Annotated in this window: 21 protein-coding genes; 10 read left to right on the top strand and 11 right to left on the bottom strand. The window is 64.7% G+C overall.

Going from position 1 to position 24,061, the window contains the following annotated elements; all coding sequences use genetic code 11:
* Positions 1–13 precede the first annotated feature (13 nt).
* From M2341_RS09805 to dapF, 4 genes are read right to left on the bottom strand one after another with little or no spacing between them, the layout of a single operon-like run.
* Positions 14–658, bottom strand: coding sequence for an inner membrane-spanning protein YciB (locus M2341_RS09805; protein WP_413714723.1), 645 nt, complete (start codon positions 656–658; stop codon positions 14–16).
* On the bottom strand, positions 648–1,580 hold the full coding sequence (gene ftsY / locus M2341_RS09800; RefSeq protein WP_264572890.1) for a signal recognition particle-docking protein FtsY: 933 nt from the start codon (positions 1,578–1,580) through the stop codon (positions 648–650). The genes M2341_RS09805 and ftsY overlap by 11 nt, the downstream gene beginning before the upstream one ends.
* Entirely contained in the window at positions 1,573–2,913 is a 1,341-nt protein-coding gene (gene mtaB, locus M2341_RS09795) for a tRNA (N(6)-L-threonylcarbamoyladenosine(37)-C(2))-methylthiotransferase MtaB (RefSeq protein WP_264585101.1), read from the bottom strand. The genes ftsY and mtaB overlap by 8 nt, the downstream gene beginning before the upstream one ends.
* Entirely contained in the window at positions 2,910–3,740 is an 831-nt protein-coding gene (dapF, locus tag M2341_RS09790) for a diaminopimelate epimerase (RefSeq protein WP_264585100.1), read from the bottom strand. The genes mtaB and dapF overlap by 4 nt, the downstream gene beginning before the upstream one ends.
* A 122-nt stretch (positions 3,741–3,862) precedes the next feature.
* On the opposite strand from dapF, the gene M2341_RS09785 reads away from it, so the two are divergent.
* Together M2341_RS09785 and M2341_RS09780 are read left to right on the top strand one after the other, a co-directional pair.
* Positions 3,863–4,447 (top strand): hypothetical protein, encoded by a 585-nt coding sequence (locus tag M2341_RS09785; protein WP_264585099.1) that lies wholly within the window; start codon positions 3,863–3,865, stop codon positions 4,445–4,447.
* A 112-nt stretch (positions 4,448–4,559) separates the two neighbouring features.
* On the top strand, positions 4,560–5,585 hold the full coding sequence (locus M2341_RS09780) for an aspartate-semialdehyde dehydrogenase (RefSeq protein WP_264570363.1): 1,026 nt from the start codon (positions 4,560–4,562) through the stop codon (positions 5,583–5,585).
* A 53-nt stretch (positions 5,586–5,638) separates the two neighbouring features.
* Here M2341_RS09780 and M2341_RS09775 read toward each other — a convergent pair whose 3' ends face one another.
* From M2341_RS09775 to M2341_RS09765, 3 genes are read right to left on the bottom strand one after another with little or no spacing between them, the layout of a single operon-like run.
* Positions 5,639–7,180 carry a DHA2 family efflux MFS transporter permease subunit gene (locus M2341_RS09775; protein ID WP_264585098.1) on the bottom strand — a complete coding sequence of 514 codons (1,542 nt, stop codon included), beginning with the start codon at positions 7,178–7,180 and terminating at the stop codon, positions 5,639–5,641.
* A gap of 14 nt (positions 7,181–7,194) precedes the next feature.
* Entirely contained in the window at positions 7,195–8,322 is a 1,128-nt protein-coding gene (locus M2341_RS09770; protein ID WP_264585097.1) for an HlyD family secretion protein, read from the bottom strand.
* Positions 8,315–8,785 (bottom strand): MarR family winged helix-turn-helix transcriptional regulator, encoded by a 471-nt coding sequence (locus tag M2341_RS09765; RefSeq protein WP_264585096.1) that lies wholly within the window; start codon positions 8,783–8,785, stop codon positions 8,315–8,317. Before M2341_RS09765 ends, M2341_RS09770 begins: the two co-directional genes overlap by 8 nt.
* 131 nt (positions 8,786–8,916) lie before the next feature.
* On the opposite strand from M2341_RS09765, the gene M2341_RS09760 reads away from it, so the two are divergent.
* The 3 genes from M2341_RS09760 (at position 8,917) to M2341_RS09750 (ending at position 12,661) form a co-directional block, all read left to right on the top strand.
* On the top strand, positions 8,917–9,681 hold the full coding sequence (locus tag M2341_RS09760) for an alpha/beta fold hydrolase (RefSeq protein ID WP_264585095.1): 765 nt from the start codon (positions 8,917–8,919) through the stop codon (positions 9,679–9,681).
* Positions 9,682–9,752: 71 nt separating this feature from the next.
* Complete coding sequence (locus M2341_RS09755) at positions 9,753–11,642, top strand: M2 family metallopeptidase (protein ID WP_264585094.1); 1,890 nt, start codon at positions 9,753–9,755, stop codon at positions 11,640–11,642.
* A 185-nt stretch (positions 11,643–11,827) separates the two neighbouring features.
* Positions 11,828–12,661 carry a GGDEF domain-containing protein gene (locus tag M2341_RS09750; RefSeq protein WP_264585093.1) on the top strand — a complete coding sequence of 278 codons (834 nt, stop codon included), beginning with the start codon at positions 11,828–11,830 and terminating at the stop codon, positions 12,659–12,661.
* A 15-nt stretch (positions 12,662–12,676) separates the two neighbouring features.
* Here M2341_RS09750 and M2341_RS09745 read toward each other — a convergent pair whose 3' ends face one another.
* Positions 12,677–14,125, bottom strand: a complete 1,449-nt coding sequence (locus tag M2341_RS09745; protein ID WP_264585092.1) for an AMP nucleosidase — start codon at positions 14,123–14,125, stop codon at positions 12,677–12,679.
* A gap of 90 nt (positions 14,126–14,215) precedes the next feature.
* The gene (locus tag M2341_RS09740) at positions 14,216–14,698 is read right to left on the bottom strand and encodes a peroxiredoxin (RefSeq protein WP_181559727.1); all 483 of its coding nucleotides are present in this window, start codon (positions 14,696–14,698) and stop codon (positions 14,216–14,218) included.
* Positions 14,699–14,907: 209 nt separating this feature from the next.
* On the opposite strand from M2341_RS09740, the gene M2341_RS09735 reads away from it, so the two are divergent.
* The 5 genes from M2341_RS09735 (at position 14,908) to M2341_RS09715 (ending at position 20,824) form a co-directional block, all read left to right on the top strand.
* Positions 14,908–15,480 (top strand): YqgE/AlgH family protein, encoded by a 573-nt coding sequence (locus M2341_RS09735; protein WP_264575728.1) that lies wholly within the window; start codon positions 14,908–14,910, stop codon positions 15,478–15,480.
* 155 nt (positions 15,481–15,635) lie between these two features.
* Positions 15,636–17,036 carry an adenosylhomocysteinase gene (ahcY, locus tag M2341_RS09730; RefSeq protein WP_264585091.1) on the top strand — a complete coding sequence of 467 codons (1,401 nt, stop codon included), beginning with the start codon at positions 15,636–15,638 and terminating at the stop codon, positions 17,034–17,036.
* Positions 17,037–17,174: 138 nt separating this feature from the next.
* Entirely contained in the window at positions 17,175–18,128 is a 954-nt protein-coding gene (locus M2341_RS09725) for a metal-dependent hydrolase (protein ID WP_264585090.1), read from the top strand.
* A gap of 4 nt (positions 18,129–18,132) precedes the next feature.
* Positions 18,133–19,509: a cryptochrome/photolyase family protein gene (locus tag M2341_RS09720; protein ID WP_264585089.1), complete on the top strand. Its 1,377-nt coding sequence runs from the start codon at positions 18,133–18,135 to the stop codon at positions 19,507–19,509.
* A gap of 46 nt (positions 19,510–19,555) precedes the next feature.
* Positions 19,556–20,824, top strand: coding sequence for an SAM-dependent methyltransferase (locus tag M2341_RS09715; protein ID WP_264585088.1), 1,269 nt, complete (start codon positions 19,556–19,558; stop codon positions 20,822–20,824).
* On the opposite strand, the gene M2341_RS09710 is transcribed toward M2341_RS09715, so the two are convergent.
* Positions 20,821–23,190 (bottom strand): patatin-like protein, encoded by a 2,370-nt coding sequence (locus tag M2341_RS09710; RefSeq protein WP_264585087.1) that lies wholly within the window; start codon positions 23,188–23,190, stop codon positions 20,821–20,823. The genes M2341_RS09715 and M2341_RS09710 overlap by 4 nt on opposite strands.
* Positions 23,191–23,249: 59 nt before the next feature.
* Entirely contained in the window at positions 23,250–23,954 is a 705-nt protein-coding gene (locus M2341_RS09705; RefSeq protein WP_264585086.1) for an endonuclease/exonuclease/phosphatase family protein, read from the bottom strand.
* Positions 23,955–24,061: the final 107 nt, after the last annotated feature.

The raw sequence follows: 24,061 nt of genomic DNA, 5'->3' as shown, positions 1-24,061 counted from the left end.
TCGCGCGCTTGTCTTAGGCTGTTGGGCCGCTCTGCTTGTCGCCCAGCTCCAGACCGTGCTTCATGAGCATGGGGACATTGGCCATGGCGAACAGCATCGAGGCAGCGGTGACGCCCCAGACCTTGACGAGCAGCCAAGTATCGAAATCGAGCGACATCCGCATCAGTTCATTCGCCACGCCGAGCGCCGCGAAGAAGAAGCCCCAGTTGCGCGAGAGCTTGAGCCAGCCCGTTTCATCCAGCCCGCTATAGGCCGACTGCAGCAGGTAGCGCAGCAACGGACGCCCACCCATCCAGCCACCGATCAGCATCAGCGCGAAGAAACCGTATATGATCGTCGGCTTGAGCTGGATGAAGGCCGGATCATGGAAATACAGCGTCAGGGCGCCGAAGAAGAGGACCAGGATCGCCGAGAGCCAGAGCATCGGCGACACTTTGCCCAGCCGCCATTTACTGACCACGACGGCCACCGCAATCGCGGCCATGAAGGCGGCCGTGCCGGCAAACATGCCGATGACCTTGGTGGCGAGGAAGAAGACGAGCAACGGGCCGAAATCAAGCGCCATCGGCAGCCAGCTTTCACCCTTGGGGCCGGGTGCTATCGGCGCGGAATCGATGGTCGCGTCGACGCGGGGCGGGGCTTTGTCGTCAGCGTGCATAAGCCGCTCCTGCAATGGCGTGGGCGAGTTCGCCGGGGTCGAAGGGGCGCAGATCGTCGATCTTCTCGCCTACGCCGATGGCGTGAATGGGCAGGCCGAATTTCTCGGCCGCCGCGACCAGAACGCCGCCGCGCGCCGTGCCATCCAGCTTGGTCATCACCAGCCCGGTGACGTTAGCGACATTCTGGAAAATCTCGATCTGCGACAGCGCATTCTGGCCGGTGGTTGCGTCGAGCACGAGCACGACATCGTGCGGCGCGGCGGGATTGAGGCGTCCCAGCACGCGGCGGATCTTGGCCAGCTCGTCCATCAGCTCCGTGCGGTTCTGCAATCGGCCGGCGGTATCGACGATGAGGATATCCGTGCCCTGCGCGGTCGCCTGCTTGACCGCGTCGAACACCACCCCCGCCGCATCGCCGCCTTCCGGCCCGGTGACGATGGGCACGCCCAACCGCTCGGCCCAGATGCGCAACTGGCCGATGGCCGCGGCGCGGAAGGTGTCGCCGGCCGCCAGCATCACGCTGTAGTCCTGCTCCTGGAATAGATGCGCGAGCTTGGCGATGGTCGTCGTCTTGCCCGAGCCGTTGACGCCGATGACTAGGATGACCTGCGGGCGCGGGAAAGCCTCGATCTCGATGGGCTTGGCTACCGGGGTCAGCACCTTCTCGATTTCCTCGGCGAGGATCTCGCGCAGATATTCCTCGGTCAGTTCCTTGTTGAAGCGCCCCTCGGCCAGCCGGTCACGGATGCGCGCGGCCATCGCCGGCCCGAGATCGGTGGTGTAGAGCGCTTCCTCGAGTTCATCGAGCGTCTGCTCATCAAGAGCCGCCTTGGCAAAGACGCCGGAAATGCTCTCGCCGAGCCGGTCGGAAGTGCGTTTGAAGCCGCCGAAAAGGCGATCGCGCCAGGAAAGTTCAGCCATGCTCGGCTCCATGCGCGATGAGCGTGTTTCCCTCAAGCCCTGTGATGCGGGCGCGGACAATCTCGCCGGGCTTTTGGGGGGCAGCAAAGCGGACCGGTGCGAAGCTCTCGCCATGGCCCATGAGGCCGCTGGTCTCGGTCAGCACGCTCTGGGTGGAGCCGACGAGGGCGCGAAGCCATGCCATCCGTTCCGCTTCACAGGCGGCCCGAAGGCGCGCGGCGCGCTCGCGAATTACGCCCCGGTCGAGCTGGGGCATCCGCGCAGCCGGGGTGGTGTCACGCGGAGAATAAGGGAAAATATGGCCGTGAACGATGCGGCAATCGCGGACCAGCGCCAAGCTGTTCTCGAACATCGCATCGTCCTCGGTCGGGAAGCCGGCGATGATGTCCGCGCCGATGGCGATCTCCGGGCGCCGCGCGTGCAAGCGCTCGACCAGATCGACGGCCTGGGCACGGCTGTGCCGACGCTTCATCCGCTTGAGGATCATGTCATCGCCCGCCTGCAGCGAGAGATGGACATGCGGCATGAGCCGCGGTTCGCCGGAGATGAGGTCGAACAGCCGGTCGTCGATCTCGATGCCGTCGAGCGAAGAGAGGCGCAGGCGGGGCAGATCGGGCACATGGCGCAGGATGCGCTCGACCAGCAGCCCGAGACTGGGCGTGCCGGGCAGGTCCGGGCCATAGCTCGTCACGTCGACGCCGGTAAGCACGATTTCCTGCACGCCCTCATCGACCAGCGCGCGAACCTGATCCACGACGGCGCCGGCCGGCACCGACCGGCTCGGCCCACGGCCGAAGGGGATGATGCAGAAGGTGCAGCGATGATCGCAGCCATTCTGCACCACGACGAAGGCGCGAACCCGCTCGGCAAAGGCGGCCAGCAGGTGCGGCGCCTGATGTTCGAGGGTCATGATATCGGCGACGCGGACCCGCTCGGGCGATGGAATCTCTCCTCCGTTCGTGTCGAGCGAAGTCGAGACACCAGAGGACGAGCCTGGCCGTATCTCGACTTCGCTCGATACGAACGGAGAGGTCCGGAGATGCTCTGCAAAGGCTGCTTTCTCGCCATTGCCGATGACGGCAGTCACCTCCGGCATAGCAGCGAACATTCCGGGGTCGGTCTGCGCCGCGCAGCCCGTGACCACGATGCGAGCTTCCGGCCGGGCGCGGTGGGCGCGGCGAATGGCCTGGCGGGTCTGGCGAACGGCCTCGCCGGTGACCGCGCAGCTATTCACCACGACAAGATCGTCCCGCCCGCCCAATTGCTGGCGAATGGCCTCACTCTCGGCGATGTTGAGCCGGCAGCCGAGCGTGATGACCTCGGGGCCGGTCATGCGGCGGGTGCGAACTCAGCCGGATCGAGCGTGCCATCGAACACATGGGCAGCCGGGCCGGTCATGCTGATATGGCCACCCGGCGCCCAATCGATGAGAAGATCACCGCCCGGCAGACTGACGCGCACCGGACCTTGCGCGATCCGCCGGCGAAGCGCGCTGACTGCCGTCGCGCAGGCGCCGGTCCCGCAGGCCTGGGTGAAGCCGGCTCCGCGCTCCCAGACCACCAACCGAATATGGTCGGGCGCGAGCATCTGCGCGAAATTCACGTTCACGCGGGCGGGGAACAGCGGATCATGCTCGATCAACGGCCCGAGGCGCGCCATGTCGATATCATCCAGCGCATCGACGAAGAACACCACATGCGGGTTGCCAATGCTCACCGCGGACGGCGCCGGCAGATCGTCCCAGCTCACCGGCATGGTGAGCGTGTCCATGGCATAAGCCAGCGGCACCTGCTCCCAATCCGTCCGCGCCTCGCCCATGTCGACGCTGACCAGATCGCCCTGGCGATGGGCCTCCAGCAGTCCGGCATTGGTCTCGATGGTCACGTCTCGTCCCACGAACAGCGGCACGCAGCGGGTGGCATTGCCGCACGCATCGACCTCGCTGCCATCCTGGTTGAAGATGCGCATGGAGACATCGGCGCGCTCGGAGGCGCCGACGACGATCAGCTGATCGCATCCCACCCCGGTCCGACGGTCGGCAATGGCCCGCGCCAGTTGCTCGGTCATGACGACCGGTCGCTCGCGGGCATCGATGACCACGAAGTCATTTCCAAGGCCGTGCATCTTGGCGAAGGAGAGAAGGGCGGGGTTGGCAGACATGCGGCGCGTTTAGGCGCGTGAGGCAGGGAAGTCCATGTTTTGCGGAAAAATGCAGCTGCTCGGGGTTGTCACTGCGGCCCCCAACGCCCATTCTCTATCGAAGCTGATGAGATGGAGGAGGCATGATGAGACGATTGACCCTGGTGGCGGCACTGGCGCTTCTTTCTGCCTGCGGCCAATCCGGGTCAAATCTGTCGGAGGACGTCTCGAACAGCCTCAACGTGCTGGAAGGCGACGTCGGATCGCAAGCCAAGGCAGCCAATGCGATGAACAGCGCCGGCAATAGCGCGGCGAATAGCACAGAACCCGGTAAAGTGCTCGTCGGTGGCCTGCCCTTGCGGCTGGGTTATTATGTCTCCAATGAAACGGCCTGCGAGTCAGCTTCCAAAGCCACGGTCACGCTGATCGGCCGGAATGGCTATAGCGGGGCGCGCTACAGTTGCACCTTCGGCACCATCGAGAAGACCGGCGCCACCACCTATCGCGTGACCGAGACATGCCGGGAAGGCGATGCCATCGCGAACCGGCAGGAGGTGCGCACCAGCACCCGGACCTATGACGTGACCGATGCGGAAAATTACGCCGCCCAATCGGACAGCGGCTGGGCCAACAAGGCGCGCTACTGCCCACAGAGCAGCCTGCCTGCACCGTGGAAAGACGAGGATATGCGCGCGCTGACCGGCGCGCCGCCACCAGAAAAGCCCTGACGCTTCAACGGCGGGGCACAAGTACCCGCCACAAGATTGCGCTTTTGCCTCTGCGGCCCTTTTGCGGTATCCGGCCCGCAGTTCCCCTCATTCAACCGCTGGAGAAGCCCCTGTGGGATATCGTGTCGTCGTCGTAGGCGCCACCGGCAACGTCGGTCGCGAAATGCTCAACATTCTTGCCGAGCGGGAGTTTCCCATCGACGAGATCGCGGCCGTTGCCAGCGCGCGGTCGACTGGCGACGAGATCGAGTTCGGCGAGACCGGCAAGATGCTCAAGGTCAAGAATATCGAGCATTTCGATTTCACGGGCTGGGATATGGCCCTGTTCGCCGCCGGCTCCGGACCGACCAAGGAATATGCCCCCAAGGCTGCTGCGGCCGGCTGCGTGGTGATCGACAACAGCTCGCTCTACCGCATGGACCCGGATGTGCCGCTGATCGTGCCGGAAGTGAATCCCGAGGCCATCGAGGGCTACAAGCGCAAGAACATCATCGCCAACCCCAATTGCTCGACAGCCCAGCTCGTCGTGGCGCTCAAGCCGCTGCACGATGCCGCCAAGATCAAGCGCGTGGTCGTGGCGACCTACCAGTCCGTGTCCGGTGCCGGTAAGGAGGGGATGGACGAGCTGTTCGAGCAGAGCCGTAACATCTTCGTCGGGGATTCCGCTGAGCCCAAGAAGTTCACCAAGCAGATCGCCTTCAACGTCATTCCCCACATCGACGTGTTTCTCGACGATGGCTCCACCAAGGAAGAGTGGAAGATGGTGGTCGAGACCAAGAAGATCCTCGATCCCAAGATCAAGGTCACCGCGACCTGCGTGCGCGTGCCGGTGTTCGTCGGCCACAGCGAGGCCGTGAACATCGAGTTCGAGGACGAGATCAGCGCGAAGGAAGCGCAGAAGATCCTGCGCGAGGCGCCGGGCGTGATGCTCGTCGACAAGCATGAGGACGGCGGATACGTCACCCCGGTCGAGTGCGTGGGCGATTATGCGACCTTCGTCAGCCGCGTACGCGAGGATTCGACCGTCGAGAACGGCCTGTCGCTCTGGTGCGTCTCGGATAATCTGCGCAAGGGCGCAGCGCTGAATGCGGTGCAGATCGCCGAACTGCTCGGCCGCAAGCACCTGCAGAAGGGCTGAGCCTTACCTGCCAAAGCCCGGCGGCGACTGTCCGCCGGGACTGGCGTTGCACCTCACTCGCTGATCGGCGGTGGCGGCGGTGATCCGGGGCCGCGCTTGGGCTTGCGCAGGAAGAAGGCGGCCGGGATGATCAGCGTGCTGACGATGGCCATGGCGTAGAAATCGTCGAGGAAGGCGATCATCGTCGCCTGCTGGTTCACGATCCCGTCGATTGTCGCGAGCACGGTCGTGCCGAAGCTGCCGAAGCGCTGCAACTCGCTCGGGTCCACCGGCAGATGGGCAGACGAGATATGCTGCGTGAGATCGGCATGGCTGACCTGGCTGTTGCGCGCCAGCAGCGCCATCACCACCGCGATGCCGATGGAGGAGCCGATGTTCCGGGTGAGGTTGAGCACGGCGGCGCCCTCGGTGCGGGCGCCGGGTGGCAATGTGCCGAAGGCGAGCATCTGCAGGGGCACGAATACGATGCCGATGCCGGCCCCCTGAACCACGCCGGTGACCACGAACGGCACCCAGTTCTGCTCCAGTGACCAGCCGGTCATCATCCACAAGGAACTGGCGGTCACCGAGAAGCCGCCGGCAATCAGCACGCGCGGATCGATGAGGCTGGTCAGGCGGCTGGAAAGGGCCATGGCGACCAGCAGACCGGCACCGCGCGTCGCCAGGATCCAGCCGGTGTCGACCACCGAATAGCCATAGAGGCCCTGGAGCAGCGGCGGGAGCAGCGCCATGGCGGCGAACATCACCAGCCCGATGATGAACATGAACGCAGCGGCGCTCAGGAAATTGCGATCTGCGAAGAGGGCAGGGGCGAAGAGCGGCTTGCGGGCGGTGAGCGTGTGGACTGCGAACATCCACAGGCCGCTGACGGCCAGAGCGGCCTCGACCCAGATTTCCGTCGAGGAGAACCAGTCGGCATGTTGCCCGCGATCAAGCATGAGCTGGAGGCTCGCCAGACCCAAGGCGATCAGCGCGAAGCCGAACAGGTCGAAGTTCCGCCGCTGGAGCGGCTTCTCGGGAAGTAGAGCGTAAAGTCCGACCAGGCAGACGATGCCGAAAGGGACGTTGACGAAGAAGCACCAGCGCCAGTCGATCCACTCGGTCAGCCACCCGCCGACCACCGGACCCATGATCGGGCCGATCATGACGCCCATGCCATAGACGGACATCGCCTTGGCGTGCTGGGACGGGCGATTGATGTCGAGCATCAAGCTTTGCGCCAGCGGGCCGACAAAGGCGCCGCCGACACCCTGCAGGGCGCGGAACAGCACCATCTCCGTCAGGCTCTGCGCAATGCCGCAGAGCACGGAGGCCACCACGAAGACGAAGACGGAAATCAGCAGCAGGCGCCGCGTCCCGATCCGGTCGGCCAGCCAGCCGGTGATGGGAATGGCGATGGCGGCGGCGAGGATGTAGCTGGTGAGTACCCAGCTGATCGTCTCGTCACTGGCGCCGAGCGATGCGCGCATGTGCGGCAGCGCCACGTTGGTGATCGTCGTATCGAGCACCTGCATGATCATGGCCGACATGATCGCCATGGTCAGCAGCGCCTTGTGGCGCACCTGCAGTTGCGGAAGATCCGACGCGGGAGCCATGATGCCGGTTTGCGTCAGCGGGCGGAGGCGACTGCGGCGCCAGCTTTGGTCGCGTGAATGTCCACCGTCACCTTCGCGCTCAGGCCAGCGATCATCGGCCGCTGCGGATGGCCGTCTATGGCAATGCGCACCGGCACGCGCTGCGTCACCTTCACCCAGTTGCCATTGGCATTCTGGGCCGGGAGCACCGAGAATTCAGAGCCGGTGCCCGCGCCAATGCTATCGACATGGCCACGGATATGCGAGCCGGGATAGGCATCGATCTTGATGTCCGCGCTCTGGCCCGGGCGCATCCGGTCGAGATCGGTTTCCTTGAAATTGGCGGTCACCCAGATCCGGTCGCTGGCGACGATGCTGACGAGCGGCAGACCTTGCACCGCCATCTGACCGACTTGCAGGCGACTGGCCTGGCTGATCCGGCCGGAGACCGGGGCATGGACCACGGTGCGATCCAGATTGAGGGCGGCCTGATCGCGCTGGGCTTGTGCCGCGGCGATTTCAGGATTGACGCCCGGCACCTGCGCGCCGTTGGCGAGCGCCGCCTTGGCCTTGGCGGCATCGGCCTCCGCCGTGCGCAGCCGCGTGCGGGCATTGTCGAGCGCCTGCTGGGATTGCTGGAGACGGGCGCGGGTGGTGAACCCGTCCTTCATTAGCGCCTGCTGCCGGTCGAGATCCTGCTGGGCGTAATAGACATCCTCACGCGCACCGGTGATGTCGACATTCGTTGCCTGAAAATCGGTGCGGAGGCGCCCGACCGCGACCTGCGCGTTGGCGATTTGGGCGTTGGCCTGCTGGAGCGCGACCTTGTAAGGCTGCTGGTCGACGACGAACAGCACGTCTCCGGCCTTCACCATCTGGTTCTCGCGAACCTTCACCTCGATGATCCGCCCTGCGACATCACTGCCGACCGCCACGATGTCCTGCTTCACATAGGCATTGTCGGTCGACACGGTGCGCCCGCTCGTCGCCCAGAACCACGCGCCCACCGCCAGAATGATCAACGGTACCGAAATCATGAGCAGGCGGTTGCGCAAACGCTTGCCGCGCGGCTCCGCTGCGGCTGATTCATCGGGCGCGGCCACGGTCTCGGCAGGCGCAGGCGCCTGAGCGGTCGGACGCAGGGCAGGATCGGCTTCAGACATGGACTGCCGCCTCCTTTGCGGCCTCGTCAGTGGCAGGCTGGCTATCGCCGGAAAGATTGTCACGGATGCGGCAGAGCACGGAAAGCACGGTTTCCTGATCCTCCGCTGAAATGCCGGCGAGCGATTCATTGAGAACCCGCTGGCCGATCTGTTGCAATTCGGCGGCGAGCGGCTTGGCCGCCTCGGTCAGGAACAGCTGCCAGGCGCGGCGGTCCTGCGGATCGCGACGGCGCTCGACCATGTCGGCCTGCTCGAGGCGGTCCACCATCCGGCAGGTCGTGATCGGCTCGACATCAAGCCGCTCGGCAAGTGCGCCTTGGTTGATGCCGGGAAAGCGCATGATCTGCGCGAGCGCGCGCATCTGCGGCCCGGTAATGCCAAGGCTGCGGGTGCGCTCGTCAAACCTGCGACGATACAGGCGCCCGAGGTCGCCGATTGCAAAGGCGAGATGATTGCCGTCCATGATGCCGGCGCATTTAGTAAGCGGGCTTATTAAAAGCAAGTCCAGACTCTGTCACCCATTGGCGGGACAGGGCGCTCATCTCCCGCGCATTGGCCTTGCCTTTCGGACCCGATCTCCGCCACAATCGGGCGATGACAGAGACATCGACGATCCGCATCGACCATCTTCAAGGCCATGACGGCACGCGCATCGCCGTCCATCGGCTTGGCGATGGGCCGGCGGTCATCATGCTGCACGGCCTAAGTTCCAGCGCGCAAATCAACTGGCAGCGATATGGCACCGCCCAGAAAATCGCAGATGCCGGTTTCGAGGCGATCATGATCGATCAGCGCGTGCATGGCAGCAGCGATGCGTCGACGGATGCCGATGCCTATCCGCAGGACGTGATGCTGCTGGACGTGGAAGCGGTAATCGGCGCGCTGGGCGTCACCCAGTTCGATCTTGTCGGCTATTCCATGGGCGCGCGGCTGTGCCTGGGGTTGATCGACCGGGGCATGACACCACGGCGACTGGTGCTCGGCGGCATGGGGCTGGAAGGCCTGCTGGAGTGGACGCGCCGCCGGCAGTTCTTTCTCAACGCGCTCGATCATTTCGAGACGGTACGGCCGGGTGACCGCGACTATATGGCGATCCAGTTCATGAAGACCATGAAGATCGACCCGGTGGCGCTGCGCCTGCTGCTGATGAGCATGAGCGATATGGATCGCGGGGTGCTGGCCAAGGTGACGATGCCGACGTTGGTGCTGTGCGGCGAGGATGATGACGATAATGGGTCGGCCGATGCGCTGGTCGCGGCTCTGCCCAATGCGCAACGCGGGACATGCCCCGGCACCCATATGACAGCGATCACCAAGCCCGAATTCGGGCAGGCCATCGCCGATTATCTCGCCGGTTGACGAACCTAGCCCTGACAGGCCAGCTTGGCCGCAATCCACAGGCTCAGGCCACAGGTTCAGGAACACCAATCATGCTCAACCCCGTTTCGCGCCTTGCCGTAGCGGCAGCGCTCTCATTGGCCGTTTGTGGCGCGCCGGCTTTGGCCCAGGCCGATTCGGCTCCGGCGCAGGCCACGCCCACGGCGGCTCAGGCCGATGCGCTCGTGGCGCAGGCCGAGAAGGAATTCTTCGATTATTCGCTGGAGGCCAATCAGGTCTATTGGGTCAACGCGACCTATCTGACCGAGGATACCGATGCGCTTGCCGCCCGCGTCGGCGCCAAGGGCACCGAGATGTCGGTCCGCTATGCGCTGGAGGCCGCCAAGTTCGAGAAGGTGCCGGGCCTCTCCTACGACACCAAGCGCAAGCTCGACATCTTGCGGGCAGGCATCGTGCTGCCGGCGCCGACCACGCCCGGCGCTGCCGCCGAGCTGAACGCCATCGCGACCAAGCTGCAGTCCGATTATGGCAAGGGCCGCGGCACGTTGGACGGCAAGCCGATCAACGGCAGCGATATTGAAGCGGAGATGGGCAATCTCAACCACACGCCGAACGAATATCGCGAGATGTGGACGAGCTGGCATGACAATGTCGGCAAACCGATGCGCGGCGAGTTCGAGCGGCTGGTAACCATCGCCAATGAAGGCGCCAAGGAGCTGGGCTTTGCGGATGCAGGCGCGATGTGGCGCTCCAATTACGATATGCCGCCGGACGACTTCGCCAAGCTGACCGAGAAGCTCTGGCAGGATGTGAAGCCGCTCTACGATTCGCTGCACTGCTATGTCCGGGACAAGCTGAACGCCAAATATGGCGACGCGGTCCAGCCCAAGACCGGGCCGATCCGCGCCGATCTGCTCGGCAACATGTGGGCGCAGGAGTGGGGCAATATCTACCCGCTGGTCGCGCCGGCCGGAGCAGGGGATCTGGGCTATGACATCGGCGCATTGCTCAAGGCCAAGGGCTATGTGGAAACCAGCCCGACTGAGGCGGACCCCGCCAAGCGTGGCAAGTGGGAAACGCAGATGTTCAAGTTCGGCGAGGGCTTCTTCTCCTCCCTCGGCTTCGACCCGCTGCCGGAAACCTTCTGGACGCGCACCCAGTTCATCAAGCCGCTCGACCGGGAAGTGGTCTGCCACGCCTCTGCCTGGGATATCGACAACAAGGACGATATCCGCATCAAGATGTGCACCAAGGTGGACAGCGGTGACTTCGTCACCATCCACCATGAGCTGGGGCACAATTATTATCAGCGCGCCTACAAGGACAAGAGCTTCCTCTATCTGAACGGCGCCAATGACGGCTTCCACGAGGCCATTGGCGACACCATCGCGCTGTCGATCACGCCGCAATATCTGGTCGACATCGGCCTGCTCGATCCGTCCAAGGTGCCAGGCACGGACAAGGACATCGGCCTGCTGCTGCGGCAGGCAATGGACAAGATCGCCTTCCTGCCTTTCGGCCTGCTGATCGATCGCTGGCGCTGGGGCGTGTTCGACGGCTCCATCCAGCCGGCGGACTACAACGAGGCGTGGAATGCCATGCGGCTGCAATATCAGGGCATCGTTCCGCCAACGGACCGTCCGGATGACGCGTTCGACGCCGGCGCGAAATATCACATTCCGGCGAGCGTGCCCTATACCCGCTACTTCCTGGCGCGGCTGCTGCAGTTCCAATTCTATGAGGCTGCCTGCAAGCAGTCGGGCTGGAAGGGGCCGCTCCACCGCTGTTCCTTCTACGGCAACAAGGCCGTCGGCGAAAAGCTGAACGCTATGCTGGAAATGGGCGCCTCCCGCCCGTGGCCGGATGCGCTGGAGACCTTCACCGGCTCGCGCGAGATGAGCGGCAAGGCGCTGGCCGCCTATTTCTCGCCGCTGAAGACCTGGCTTGACCGGCAGAACAAGGGAAAGAGCTGCGGCTGGTGAGCCGCCAGCGGGGCAGGGCGCGCCGGCTCTGCCCCGTCCTTACACCGAAGCCTTGATAGTCCGCTGATGCGCTAGGCGCGGGCGAGGCGAGCGGAGGTGCGAATGATGGTTAACGCAGCAGGGAATGCGCGCAATGCTTAGATAAACATGCTATTTGACAGCATGTTAGATGGTCTGGTGGGCATATGGTCTGGCTTCTCCTGTTAATCGTCTCGGCCGGCATTGGCTTGCTCGCATCGTCCCTTCCCTCGATCCATTCGATCCTCAAGGCCCTCAAAGGTGGCGATTTGTACCGCCGCTGGAATCGCCTTCGCTGGTTGGTCGTCGGCTTCATCATGGCCTATGCCGTGTACGGCAGCACCCGCTTTGCCACGGTGTCGGAGCCAACGGATTTGCTTGGCAGTCTGATTCTGCTGGCGGGCGGGTTCTTCGTGCTCGCCGTGGCCCGGCTCTCCGCGCTGACCACGCAGGATCTCGTGCGCATCGCCATACTGGAGCGCGACGTGGTGCGCGATCCGCTCACCGGCACGTTCAACCGACGCTATCTCGACACAAGGCTGGACGAAGAGATCAGCCGCTCCCGCCGCTCGGGCCTCCCCCTTTCCACGCTGATGATCGATCTCGACCATTTCAAAGGCGTCAATGATTTCTATGGGCATCTGGTCGGGGATCAGGTGCTGCGGCATGTCAGTTCGTTGATCCAGAGCCAGGTGCGCCTGAATGACATCGTGGTGCGCTATGGTGGCGAAGAGTTCGTCGTCATCACCCCGGACAGCAGCCTGGAAGATGCGGCGCGGCTGGGGCACCGGCTGCTGCGGCAGTTGCGCCACCACAGCATCGACTTGCCCAATGGCGACACGCTGGCGGTCACCGCCAGCATCGGCGCGGCCACGCTGGCGGAGGCGGAGGGGCGCACGACCTTCCTGCGCCGGGCGGACGATGCGCTGTATGAGGCCAAGCGCGGGGGCCGCGATCGGCTTTGCGTCGCCGGCCGGCTGGCGGAGGAGAGCCCGGCCTGACGCCTGTTCGAGCCGTCAGCGAAAGGGCGGCTCGTTGAACGCGCGCAGCTTGCGGCTGTGCAGGCGGTCGCCCTGCTGGCGCAGGCGTTCGCAGGTCTCGATGCCGATGGCGAGGTGGCCCGCTATGGCTTCCTCGTAGAAGCGATTGGCCTGGCCCGGCAGCTTGAGTTCGCCATGGATCGGCTTGTCGGAGACGCACAGCAACGTGCCATAGGGCACCCGGAAGCGATATCCTTGGGCAGCGATGGTCGCGCTCTCCATATCCACCCCGACCGCGCGGGATAGGGAGAAGCGCAGGGCCGAACGCGAGTAGCGCAGCTCCCAGTTGCGGTCGTCCGTCGTCACGATGGTGCCGGTGCGCAGGCGGCGCTTCATGTCGCCGCTGGCGCCCAGAATATGCTCGCACGCCTCGGCCATGGCCACCTGCACCTCGGCAATGGCGGGCACCGGAATTTCCGGCGGTAGCATTTCGTCGAGCACATGGTCGTCGCGCAGATAGGCATGGGCCAGCACATAATCGCCGATCCGCTGACTCGGGCGCAGGCCGCCGCAGTGGCCGATCATCAGCCATGCCTCGGGTCGCAACACGGCGAGATGATCGCAGATGGTCTTCGCGTTGGCGGGGCCGACGCCGATGTTGACCAGCGTGATCCCCGTGCCGTCCGGGGCGATCAGATGATAGGCCGGCATCTGGTGACGCCGCCAGGCGCTGTCAGCGATCGCGCTTTCCGGATTGGCGGTGTCGGCGGTGACCTCGGCGCCCCCGGCACCGGAAAGCGCCGTGAAGCGCGTGCCCGGTCGCTTGAGTTCGGTGCAGCCCCAGCGCACGAACTCATCGACATAGCGGTGATAGTTGGTGAACAGGATGTAGCGCTGGACGTGCTCGGGCGGCGTGCCGGTATAATGCCGCAGACGCGCCAGACTGAAATCCGTGCGCAGCGCATCGAACAGCGCCAGCGGTCGCTCGCCTGATGGGCCGGGCAACAGCAGCCCGTCTGCCACCTCATCACCGATCTGCGCCAGCTCCGTCGAGGGGAAATGGCGCGCCAGCTCGCTGGGCGGAATCGCAGCAAGTGTGCCGGCGGGCAGCGAATCCAGCACATAGGGGAACGGGATCGCCTGATCGCTCCGGCCGACGCTGACTTCCACCTCATAGTCGGCCATCAGCAGATCGAGCTGTTCGGTCAGATAGCGCGCGAACATCTGCGGCCGGGTGATCGTCGTCACATAATGGCCGGGGCGAGAGAGGCGCGCGAAGGAGCGGCGGCTCGGCACGCCGTCATTGGTCTGATGATAGTCGATGATCAGCGAGGAATAGCAGAAATCCCGGTCCGCCACCGAGCGGGCGGAAGGCACGGTGCCATCCTTGGCATAAGCGAAAATGGCCTCGCGCAGATTGGCGGTCGCGGTTTCATAGCCCGCGATCAGCGCTTCGACGATGTGGGTGCTGGAAGCTTGGTTCATGCCCCTTCATAGCTGGCCTGTATGACAGGCGGAAGAGGGGCGGGGTGCGGGGCAGCAGCGACCTGTGCCGCCGCCCCGCTCGCAATGGTCTTAGAGCTGCTCGAGCATGAAATCGGCGCTGGAAACGCGGAATTCGCCCGGCGCTTCGACATGGAGCTGCTCGACCACGCCATCATTGACCAGCATCGAGAAGCGCTGGCCGCGCGTGCCGAGACCGAACTTGCTGCCGTCCATGGTGAGGCCGACGGCTTCGGCGAAGCTGCCATTGCCATCTGCGAGCATTGTCACCTTGCCGTCAGCCGACGAGGCCTTGCCCCACGCGCCCATGACGAACGGATCGTTGACGGCGGTGCAGGCGATCTCGTCGACGCCCTTGGCCTTGAGGTCGCTTTCCTTCTCGATATAGCCCGGCAGGTGCTTGGCCGAGCAGGTAGGCGTGAAGGCGCCCGGAACGGAGAAGAGCGCGACCTTGCGGCCAGCAAAATAATTCTTGCTGTCAACCGGTTCGGGGCCGTTTTCGGTCATCTTGACGAAGGTCGTTTCGGGCAGCGTGTCGCCAACTTTGATCGTCATCGGTGTCTCCTGTTCTGGGGGAAAGGGCTCGGCTGGTGAACCAGCGCGCAGCGAGCAAGTCGGTGTTCGGCCTGCGCCTGTCAAGGTCGATGCTGTGCGGGGCCGGGCGGCTCTGCGGTACGATGGCCGCTCAGCCGGACGGGTCAAGCGCCTGCGGGGTGGACGCATTGTCCCCAACAAGGCATGGTCGCGCTCAGGAGGCCCATCGCATGAGCGCGCCCGCGCAACCGAGACTCTCCCTCGCCGGCAAATTGTTGCTGGCCATGCCGGATATGCCGGACGCGCGGTTCGAGCGCGCAGTCATTCTCCTGTGCGTGCATGACGAGGGCGGCGCCCTGGGCATCGCGCTGCACGAGCCGATGGAGGGCATGGGACTGCACGGTCTGCTTGGGTCATTGGGCATCGACGCGCAGTCGGTGGGCGATGAGCCAGTGTTGCAAGGCGGCCCGGTCGAACCGCGCCGCGGCTTTGTGCTGCACAGTCGGGACTGGATGACGGCGGACAGCCACCCCATTGATGACGAGATTGCGCTCACCGGGTCGATGGAGGTGCTGCACGCCGTTGCTTCGGGCGGCGGGCCGGCGCGGTGGCTGGTCGCCTTGGGCTATGCCGGGTGGAGCGCGGGACAGCTGGAAACGGAGCTGGCCGCGCCGGGCTGGTATCTCAGCAAGGCGCAGCCTTATCGGCTGTTTTCGATGGCGCCGGAGAACCGCTGGGCGGGAGCATTTTCGCTCGAAGGCATCGATCCCGCGATGCTGACCGGCAATATGGGGCACGCCTAACACGGCAGGGCTGACTTCCTTCATCCCTCCCGCCCGACCCCAATCACATAAAGATATCTTTATATTTGCGAGGGAGCGATAGCCTTGGTAAGGCGCCGCGGTGTTACCGGTGGCGTGCGTAGCGGCCCCGGCTCAGGCAATCAGGAGAATCATCAGTGGCGACCGTGGCCCAGGACTATATCGTAAAGGACATCTCCCTCGCTGGCTTCGGCCGCAAGGAGATCGAGATCGCCGAGACCGAAATGCCGGGCCTGATGGCGCTGCGCGAGGAATTCGGCGCATCCAAGCCGCTCAAGGGCGCGCGGATCACCGGCTCACTGCACATGACGATCCAGACCGCCGTGCTGATCGAGACGCTGGCCGAGCTGGGCGCCGAACTGCGCTGGGCCACCTGCAACATCTTCTCGACCCAGGACCATGCCGCCGCCGCGATCGCCGAGCGTGGCATCCCCGTGTTCGCCATCAAGGGCGAGACGCTCGAGGAATATTGGGACTATGTCATCAAGATCTTCGATTGGGGTCAGGACACGACCTGCAACATGATCCTGGACGATGGCGGCGACGCGACAATGTTCGCGCTGTGGGGCGCCCGTGTCGAGGCCGGTGAAGAGCTGTTCGCGCCGTCCAACGAGGAAGAGACGATCTTCGTCGCGACCCTCAAGCGCTTCCTCGCCGAGCGTCCGGGCTACCTCACCAAGACCGTCGCGGCGATCAAGGGCGTGTCCGAAGAGACGACCACCGGCGTCCACCGGCTCTATGAGCTGGCCAAGAAGGGCAAGCTGCCCTTCCCGGCGATCAACGTGAACGATAGCGTCACCAAGTCCAAGTTCGACAATCTCTATGGCTGCAAGGAGTCGCTGGTCGATGCCATCCGCCGCGCCACGGACGTGATGCTGGCCGGCAAGGTCGCCTGCGTCGCCGGCTTCGGCGATGTCGGCAAGGGCTCGGCGGCCTCGCTCCGCAATGGCGGCGCCCGCGTGCTGGTGACTGAGATCGACCCGATCTGCGCTCTGCAGGCGGCGATGGAAGGCTATGAGGTCGTGACCATGGAAGAGGCTGCGACCCGCGCCGATATCTTCGTGACGGCGACGGGCAATGAGGACATCATCACGCTCGACCACATGCGCGCGATGAAGAACATGGCCATCGTCTGCAACATCGGCCACTTCGACAGCGAGATCCAGATCGCGGCGCTCAGCAACATGAAGTGGACCGAGATCAAGCCGCAGGTCGACGAGGTCGAGTTCCCCGATGGCAAGAAGATCATCATGCTCGCCAAGGGCCGTCTGGTGAATTTGGGCTGCGCGACCGGTCACCCGAGCTTCGTCATGTCCTCCAGCTTCACCAATCAGGTGCTGGCGCAGATCGAGTTGTGGACCAAGAGCGATGCCTACAAGAACGACGTCTATGTTCTGCCCAAGCATCTCGATGAGAAGGTCGCAGCGCTCCACCTTGAGAAGCTGGGCGTGAAGCTCTCCAAGCTGACCGACAAGCAGGCCGCTTACATCGGCGTGACGCCCGAGGGTCCGTTCAAACCGGATCACTACCGCTACTAAGCCGCATGAGGCTGAGAAGACGTGAGAAGGCGCGGGCTAAGTCCGCGCCTTTTTTCGTGATCCCGGCCGCGCCCCTGATCCGTTCCCGCCCTCTCGGGCAACTTGACCTGCAGCGGTGGGGTCGTGAAGACAGGGGGCATGGATAATCTCACACACAGCATGGTAGGCGCCGTGCTGGGCCAGATCGGGCTCAAGCGCACCTCCGGCCTTGCCATGCCGACGATTATCATCGCGGCGAACATCCCGGATATCGATGCGACCTGCACGCTGTTGGGAACACAGGCGCTGGCACTGCGGCGTGGGCTGACGCACGGGCCGATCGCGATGATCGTGTTGCCATTGATCCTCACCGCAATCATGGTCGCGTTCGACCGCTGGCAGGCGAAGCGTGGGACACGGCCAGAGACGCGGCCCCCGGTGAACATAGTCTGGCTGTGGGTCGTCGCGCAGATCGGGACGCTCAGCCACCCCGCGTTCGACTGGCTCAACAGCTATGGCATCCGATTGCTCTCGCCGTTCAGCGACCAGTGGTTCCATGGCGATACGCTGTTCATCATCGATATCTGGCTCTGGGCGCTGCTGATCGGCGGCTATCTCTGGGCACGGCGCGGCGAGCGCACCGGGCCTGCCCCGATGATGCATCGCGCGCTGATCATCGCGACGGCCGCCTGCGCCTATATCTTCGTCAACGGGCTGATCACCGGATCGGCGGAGGCGAAAGCCGCCGCATGGCTGCGCGCCCAAGGCCGCGAGCCGGACCTGGTGGTCGCCAATCCGCGTCCGTTCGCACCCTGGTCACGCGAAATGCTCTGGCGTGGGGACGGGCGCTTCGGCGGCTTTCCCTACAACCTCGCCACCGGGCTTGAAGCCGATGCAGGCGCAGCGGAAGGGATGCCGACCGGCATGGACGATCCCGGCGTCGAGCGGGCGCGGCAGCGCGATGAGGATGCGCGGGCTTTCCTGTTCTGGTCGCGGATGCCGGTCGCGCAGCGGGCGGAGAATGGCGACCTGCTGATCTCCGACCAGCGCTTTGAGGGGCGTGGCGCCAGCGCGAGCTTTTCCGTGCAGGTGCCTGCGCAAGCATTGCGGTAGGGCGATGTCGGCAGCGAGCATCTTGTGGTTCCGGCGGGATCTTCGCTTGGCCGATCAGGCCGCGCTCATACAGGCGTGCGCGGAAGGGCCGGTGATCCCGGTCTATATTCTCGATGATGAGACGGCGCGGCACCGGGCCATGGGCGGCGCCTCGCGCTGGTGGCTGCATCATAGTCTCGAGAGCCTCGACGCCGCCCTTCGCGCGCGCGGTTCGCGGCTGATCCTACGCTGCGGCAAGGCCGAGGCGGTTCTCGCCGCGTTGGCCACGGAGACCGGCGCCGCCCGGATCCATGCCTTGCATCATTATGAGCCCTGGTGGCGCCAGGCAGAGAAGGCGGTTGCGCGCTCCCGCGCGCTGATATTGCACGATGGCAATTACCTCATGCCGCCGGGCGCCCTGACCACGGGCAGCGGCGGCCCCTACAAGATCTTCACGCCCTTCTGGCGTGCGCTGCGGGAGGTCATGCCGCCGGGTCGGCCCGTGCCGGCGCCTGATACCGTTCCTGCTCCCCAAAAATGGCCGGTGAGCGATCAACTCGAAGACTGGGCGTTGCTGCCGACTTCGCCTAATTGGGCGGGCGGGTTCGCGCATGACTGGTCACCTGGCGAAGCAGGCGCCCACGATCGGCTCGATGCCTTTATGGACCAAGTCGGTGACTATGACGAAGGCCGCAATCTGCCCTCAATAGAGGGCTCCTCGCGCTTGTCGCCGCATCTCCATTTCGGCGAGATTTCGCCGGCAACACTGTGGCACGCACTCGACCGTGAGGGTGGCGCCAGCGAGGTCTATCTGCGTGAACTGGGCTGGCGTGATTATGCCCAGAATGTGATCGCGCAGATGAGCGATTATGGCAGCCGCAACGGTCGGGCGCAGTTCGATGGCTTTCCCTGGCGCTCGGGCCATGAGGCGCGGGACGACCTCAAGGCCTGGCAGGAGGGTCGCACCGGCTACCCGATCGTCGATGCGGGGATGCGCCAGCTCTGGCAGACCGGATGGATGCACAACCGGGTGCGGATGATCGCGGCGAGCTTCCTCATCAAGCATCTGCTCATCGACTGGCGCGAAGGGGAGCGCTGGTTCTGGGATACGCTGGTCGATGCCGATTATGGCAACAATGCCGTCAACTGGCAGTGGGTCGCGGGCACCGGGATCGATTTCAACATGTTCGTGCGGATCATGGCGCCGCTCACCCAGTCCGAGAAGTTCGACGCGGCTGCCTATATCCGGCGCTGGGTGCCTGAGCTGGCGCATATGAAGGACGGGGCGATCCACGATCCAGAGGCGGCGGGCGTTAGGCCAGCACAATATCCGGCCAAGTTAATCGAACATCGCGCCGCGCGGGAACGGGCGCTCGCCGCTTATGCCCGCGTGAAGGGCTGAGCGCGGCCCGGTTGTCTTTGCGTGAGGAATGCGTTCATATGGGCGCATGACCATTCACAATCCCAAAGCCAGCCGCCAGCGCGCCATGATGCGCCGGGCCGGCGCGCAGGTGGGTGGGCGTTTCTGGCGGGCTTTGCCGACCCGGATGTTCGAGCCGATGCTCGTGCGGGTCGACCGGGGTCTGATGCGGGGATCACTCGAACTGCATCTGCCGGATGGATCGGTGCGCTTGCTCGGCGGGCGCAAGCAGGGCTTTTCGGCGATCGTGCACCTTGCCAACTGGCGGGCCTTGATCCGGCTGGCGGCCTCCGGCTCAACCGGCTGGTATCGCGCCTGGGCGGATGGCGACTGGTCGAGCCCCGATCCGGTTGCGCTGTTCGCCCTGTTCGGCGCCAATGCCCGTTCGCTGGGGAAGTCGGCGCGCTCGACTGGCCTGCCGCGCCTGATGGGCCGCTGGAAGCTGGCGCGGCGGCATAACAGCCGGCGCGGCGCGCGGCGGAATATCGCCGAGCATTATGATCTGGGCAATGATTTCTACCGGCTGTGGCTGGACGAGACGCTGACCTACTCCAGCGCCCGCCCGGCGCATCCGCATGAGACGCTGGACGCCGCGCAGATTCGCAAGATCGACGAGCTTCTGGCGAGGCTCGATCTTAAAAATGGTCAGCAACTGCTTGAAATTGGATGCGGCTGGGGCGGACTGGCCGAGCGTGCGTTGGAGCGGGCCGATATCGGCTACACCGGTCTCACGCTCTCCACTGAGCAGCAGCAGATCGTCCGGGGCCGGATCGAGGGATTGGGCGCGCAGGACCGGGCTCAGGTCCTGCTGCAGGATTATCGCGACTGTGCTGGCCCGTTCGATGCGATTGCCAGTGTGGAAATGGTGGAGGCCGTCGGCGAAAGCTATTGGCCGACTTACCTCGCCTGCATTGCCCGGCTGCTCAAGCCCGGCGGGCGCGCGGCCATCCAGTATATCAGCATCGATGACGAGATTTTCCCGGCCTATGCCGCACGGGCCGACTTCATCCAGCGCTACATCTTCCCCGGCGGTTGCCTGATCGCCGAGCGTCGCTTTCGTGACCTTGCCCAGCGCGAAGGGCTGGAATGGGCAGACCAGACGCGCTTCGGCCTCGATTATGCGTGGACACTGCGACAGTGGCGCGCGCGCTTTGACGCAGTGGTGGATGCGGGGCGTCTGCCCGCCCGGTTCGATGCCCGGTTCGTGGACATGTGGCGCTACTACCTCATGTATTGCGAAGGCGGTTTCGCAGGGCGGAGCATCGACGTATCGCAAGTGACGCTGATTAAGCGCTAGGCGCCGATTTGCGCGATCTCGGCGCGGATCGTCGCGATCTGACCCGGAATCAGGGTCAGTCGGGGCTCTTCTTCATCTAGAATCGCTTCGAACGCCGCGCGCTTCCAGGCCGCCTTGCGCGCGTCATCGGCGGCGATTTCCGGCGGCATGGTGGAGAGCAGGATGTCGATCAGCCGGTCGGCACCGTGCAGGCGGCCCCACAGATAATCATTTTCACGATAGGCCCGGCTGAAGAACGCGCCGAAACAGTTGAACTCGATGCCGCGCAGCGTCGCCGGTGCGCCGCCCTTGCGGATCGCCACGGCATCTTCGGGAGATATCCGATCCACCTTGATGGGGTCGTACTCGTCCAGACCTTCTCCCTGCAGCAGCGGAAAGGTCGCGATGTCGTAATAAGGGAAGCCAAGATAGGCCTTGAGCAAGGTGCGCCGATCTTCGGCCGGGAGCGCCACACAGGCGGCCGCAAAGCGCGCGTCGATCTGCTGGTCCAGATCCCGCAAGCCCCGCGCTTCCGCGATGATCGCGAGGGACGACATCAGATCGTCGCCACGCGGCCGCAGGGCTTCGCGTGTGCCCGCGCCAAACCATGCCGGCGTCTGACGTTCGGCATAAAGGCCGATGGCTTCGTAGAGCATATCCTGCATGGCGGAGAGGGCGGCGCCGTTCCCCTCATCCTCCTCGCTGGCGCCTTCCACAGTCTGCTCACGGAGCTGGACGAGGCGCCGGGCGAGGAAGCGCAGCCGGCGAATGCGGAACGCAATGTCGTGATTGCGATAGAACAGAATGAGCGCCGCGCTTGCGCCATCGCCCGATCCGGGGTCCATCTGGTCCACGCCCGCCGCATGGAGCTGCGCACGCAGCGGCTCCCGCAGGCTTTCGCGTGTGGCTGCGCGAGAGCCATCGCGCAGTTGGCTGAGCAGATCGGCTAGGTCATCGATGATGCCGGCATATTTGAGATAGCCATAAGCGGGATAGGCAAAGCCCGCCGCCCGCGAGGCCTTTTGCTGCAGCTTCGCGCGCAGATGCGCCAGACGGCGCGGCGAGGGCCGGCTGAGCAGTAGGCTGAGGCCGACAGTCTGGTCCACGGTCCGCTCGATGTCAGGCCGCAAGCGCTCGGTGATTTCCAGCATCCGGTGAATGCGGCCGGAGCGTGCGCCAATCGCCTCCAGATTGTCCCGGATCGGCTGTTCGCGCGGAATATCGCTGACCGCGCCGAAGATCGTGCGGAAGAAGCCGGGGACAGGGCGCTCACCATTTTGGGCGTGGTGGGAAGGGGAGGTGAGGCGAAAGCCGGGCGCACTCGGCGTCGGCTCGATGAACACGAAGCGCCGGTCGACCGTCCGCCGCGCCGGGCGATTCTTGAGCGCATCGATCGCTTGGGCGAAGGGCGCATTGGCCAGCACCGATCCGTCGATCAGCACGGCATCCTCCGCATCGCCGGTGGCGCTGTGACCGGGGAGCACACGGCGCAAAAACGCATCGCGACCGGGCCAAGCGCGACTGCGGTCGGCCAGCACCTTGTCCATTTCCCGAGCCGTGAACGGCGGAAAGGCGCCCGGAAAGCTGGCCGTCGCGCGGGCGGCAAACGCGAGTTCGGCAGGGTCGGCGAGGGTGCGCGGTTGCCCGCCACGGGCATGGAAGCCTATCGTGAGCCGGTGCTCCGTCTCGCTGATCTCCGGCGGACTGTTGAGGCGCAGCCGTTCCTCATGGCCGGTGAAATCCGTGGCGGTGACGAACAGGTCCAGCGGATGCCCACGGGGCAGCAGCGATCCTCCGCTCTTCTCCGGCTCTGTCTCGCGAGCCTTTTCCATCGCATCGAAGGCGTTGAGCAGCAGCTCGGTAAACCCCTTGCCGCCGAAGGGAGGCGCGAACCAGCGCGCCCGGATGAAGTTGGAGAGCTTGCGTCGGACTTCCGAGCGCGTTTCCGGAGCCACGGTGCGGGACACCGTGTCATTGCGGCGGCGCAGCAGCAGCCAGAGCAGCGGCGCGGCCCAGAATTTGGTGAAGCGCGAGAGCGGGCGCGCGTCCGGATCGAGCAAGATGTCGACATCGGCGCAGCGCAGCCACAGTTCGGTCAGCGGGTTGAGCGACTGACCGCTTTCTATGGCCTGCGCCAGATACACGCCGTTGATCCCGCCCGCACTGGCCCCGGCAATGATGTCCGGCAGAATCCGCACTCGCAGGCCGGTCTCTGCAAGGCAGGTCTCCAGAATGCGCTGATAAACAAGATTGCCCGGCCGACCGCTGCGGAAATCCCGGCTGGCCTGCGCCAGATGCCAGATCTCCTTAGTGACCCCGTGCATGTAGACGGCGAGGCTGACTCCACCATAGCAGACCAGCGCCAGCCTCAGTTCCTTCTCCCGCATGAGGGCAGATTGGCGCGCCGCAGCCGGCTTGTCGAGTCGTTGCGCGGATTATCCGCAAATCAGCGGAGGTCGAACGTGGCCCAGACCGGCAGATGATCGGACGCGCGCCGCGCCAGCACGGAGGAATGGACGCCGCTGTCGGTCAGCGTCAGGCCGCCCCGCCACATGATCCGGTCGAGTTCGGCAATTTGGCGGCGGGCGTGGAAACTGCGGCCGCATGGCGCGATGTCATAGTGGCGCGAGAAATCCTGCAGGCACCCGCGATTGGCGGTCCACTCGTTGGTGTCGCCCATCAGGATCGTTGCATCGGCAGGATGCTGGACATCGACCATATCGACATAATGCTGAACGGCCGCAGCCTGCCGCCGCCGCCAGAGGCCGGAGAGGTCGAGGTGCATCCCCACCGTCCGCAGGCGAATGCCCTTGATCTCGATACAGGCCATCACAGCGCCGCGCGGCTCCAGGCAGGGCAGATGGATCACGCTGGCATCGGCATGGCTCTGGTCGCGCCGGACAAGGAGCGCGTTACCGTGCCAGCCCATGCTCTCGACTCGCGTCGGCAGCTCGATGGCGCGATAATCCGAATGCATCTCCAGCAGGCGATCCGGTAGCACGGCATGACGGATGCCGAAGCGGCGGTCGGCTTCCTGCAGGGCAATCACATCGGCATCCAGCTCGTTCAGCACATCGATGATGCGCTCTGGCATGCGGCGCCGATCGGTACCGACGGCTTTGCGGATGTTGTAGGAAGCGACCTTGATCATTGCGCCGTAGATTTGGCCTTATCGGCCGCAAGGCAACCCCATGGCCAAGAAAAAGGCAACTCCGCGCCGGCTCAGCCATTCAACTTATATCGCAATCTTGGAGGATG

Source organism: Sphingobium sp. B7D2B (assembly GCF_025961895.1).
Classification (GTDB): domain Bacteria; phylum Pseudomonadota; class Alphaproteobacteria; order Sphingomonadales; family Sphingomonadaceae; genus Sphingobium.
The sequence above is the reverse complement of the archived record's forward strand: the minus strand, read 5'-3'. Positions and strand labels throughout refer to the sequence as shown.

What these genes read in the sequence shown, in the direction of transcription:
- M2341_RS09710 (WP_264585087.1), bottom strand. Translation starts at nt 23,190, where the DNA reads ATGCGGGAGAAGGAACTGAGGCTGGCGCTGGTCTGCTATGGTGGAGTC.
- M2341_RS09745 (WP_264585092.1), bottom strand. Translation starts at nt 14,125, where the DNA reads ATGAACCAAGCTTCCAGCACCCACATCGTCGAAGCGCTGATCGCGGGC.
- ftsY (WP_264572890.1), bottom strand. Translation starts at nt 1,580, where the DNA reads ATGGCTGAACTTTCCTGGCGCGATCGCCTTTTCGGCGGCTTCAAACGC.
- M2341_RS09740 (WP_181559727.1), bottom strand. Translation starts at nt 14,698, where the DNA reads ATGACGATCAAAGTTGGCGACACGCTGCCCGAAACGACCTTCGTCAAG.
- mtaB (WP_264585101.1), bottom strand. Translation starts at nt 2,913, where the DNA reads ATGACCGGCCCCGAGGTCATCACGCTCGGCTGCCGGCTCAACATCGCC.
- M2341_RS09715 (WP_264585088.1), top strand. Translation starts at nt 19,556, where the DNA reads ATGACCATTCACAATCCCAAAGCCAGCCGCCAGCGCGCCATGATGCGC.
- M2341_RS09805 (WP_413714723.1), bottom strand. Translation starts at nt 658, where the DNA reads ATGCACGCTGACGACAAAGCCCCGCCCCGCGTCGACGCGACCATCGAT.
- M2341_RS09785 (WP_264585099.1), top strand. Translation starts at nt 3,863, where the DNA reads ATGATGAGACGATTGACCCTGGTGGCGGCACTGGCGCTTCTTTCTGCC.
- M2341_RS09760 (WP_264585095.1), top strand. Translation starts at nt 8,917, where the DNA reads ATGACAGAGACATCGACGATCCGCATCGACCATCTTCAAGGCCATGAC.
- M2341_RS09755 (WP_264585094.1), top strand. Translation starts at nt 9,753, where the DNA reads ATGCTCAACCCCGTTTCGCGCCTTGCCGTAGCGGCAGCGCTCTCATTG.
- M2341_RS09735 (WP_264575728.1), top strand. Translation starts at nt 14,908, where the DNA reads ATGAGCGCGCCCGCGCAACCGAGACTCTCCCTCGCCGGCAAATTGTTG.
- M2341_RS09770 (WP_264585097.1), bottom strand. Translation starts at nt 8,322, where the DNA reads ATGTCTGAAGCCGATCCTGCCCTGCGTCCGACCGCTCAGGCGCCTGCG.
- M2341_RS09705 (WP_264585086.1), bottom strand. Translation starts at nt 23,954, where the DNA reads ATGATCAAGGTCGCTTCCTACAACATCCGCAAAGCCGTCGGTACCGAT.
- dapF (WP_264585100.1), bottom strand. Translation starts at nt 3,740, where the DNA reads ATGTCTGCCAACCCCGCCCTTCTCTCCTTCGCCAAGATGCACGGCCTT.
- M2341_RS09775 (WP_264585098.1), bottom strand. Translation starts at nt 7,180, where the DNA reads ATGGCTCCCGCGTCGGATCTTCCGCAACTGCAGGTGCGCCACAAGGCG.
- M2341_RS09750 (WP_264585093.1), top strand. Translation starts at nt 11,828, where the DNA reads ATGGTCTGGCTTCTCCTGTTAATCGTCTCGGCCGGCATTGGCTTGCTC.
- M2341_RS09765 (WP_264585096.1), bottom strand. Translation starts at nt 8,785, where the DNA reads ATGGACGGCAATCATCTCGCCTTTGCAATCGGCGACCTCGGGCGCCTG.
- M2341_RS09720 (WP_264585089.1), top strand. Translation starts at nt 18,133, where the DNA reads ATGTCGGCAGCGAGCATCTTGTGGTTCCGGCGGGATCTTCGCTTGGCC.
- M2341_RS09725 (WP_264585090.1), top strand. Translation starts at nt 17,175, where the DNA reads ATGGATAATCTCACACACAGCATGGTAGGCGCCGTGCTGGGCCAGATC.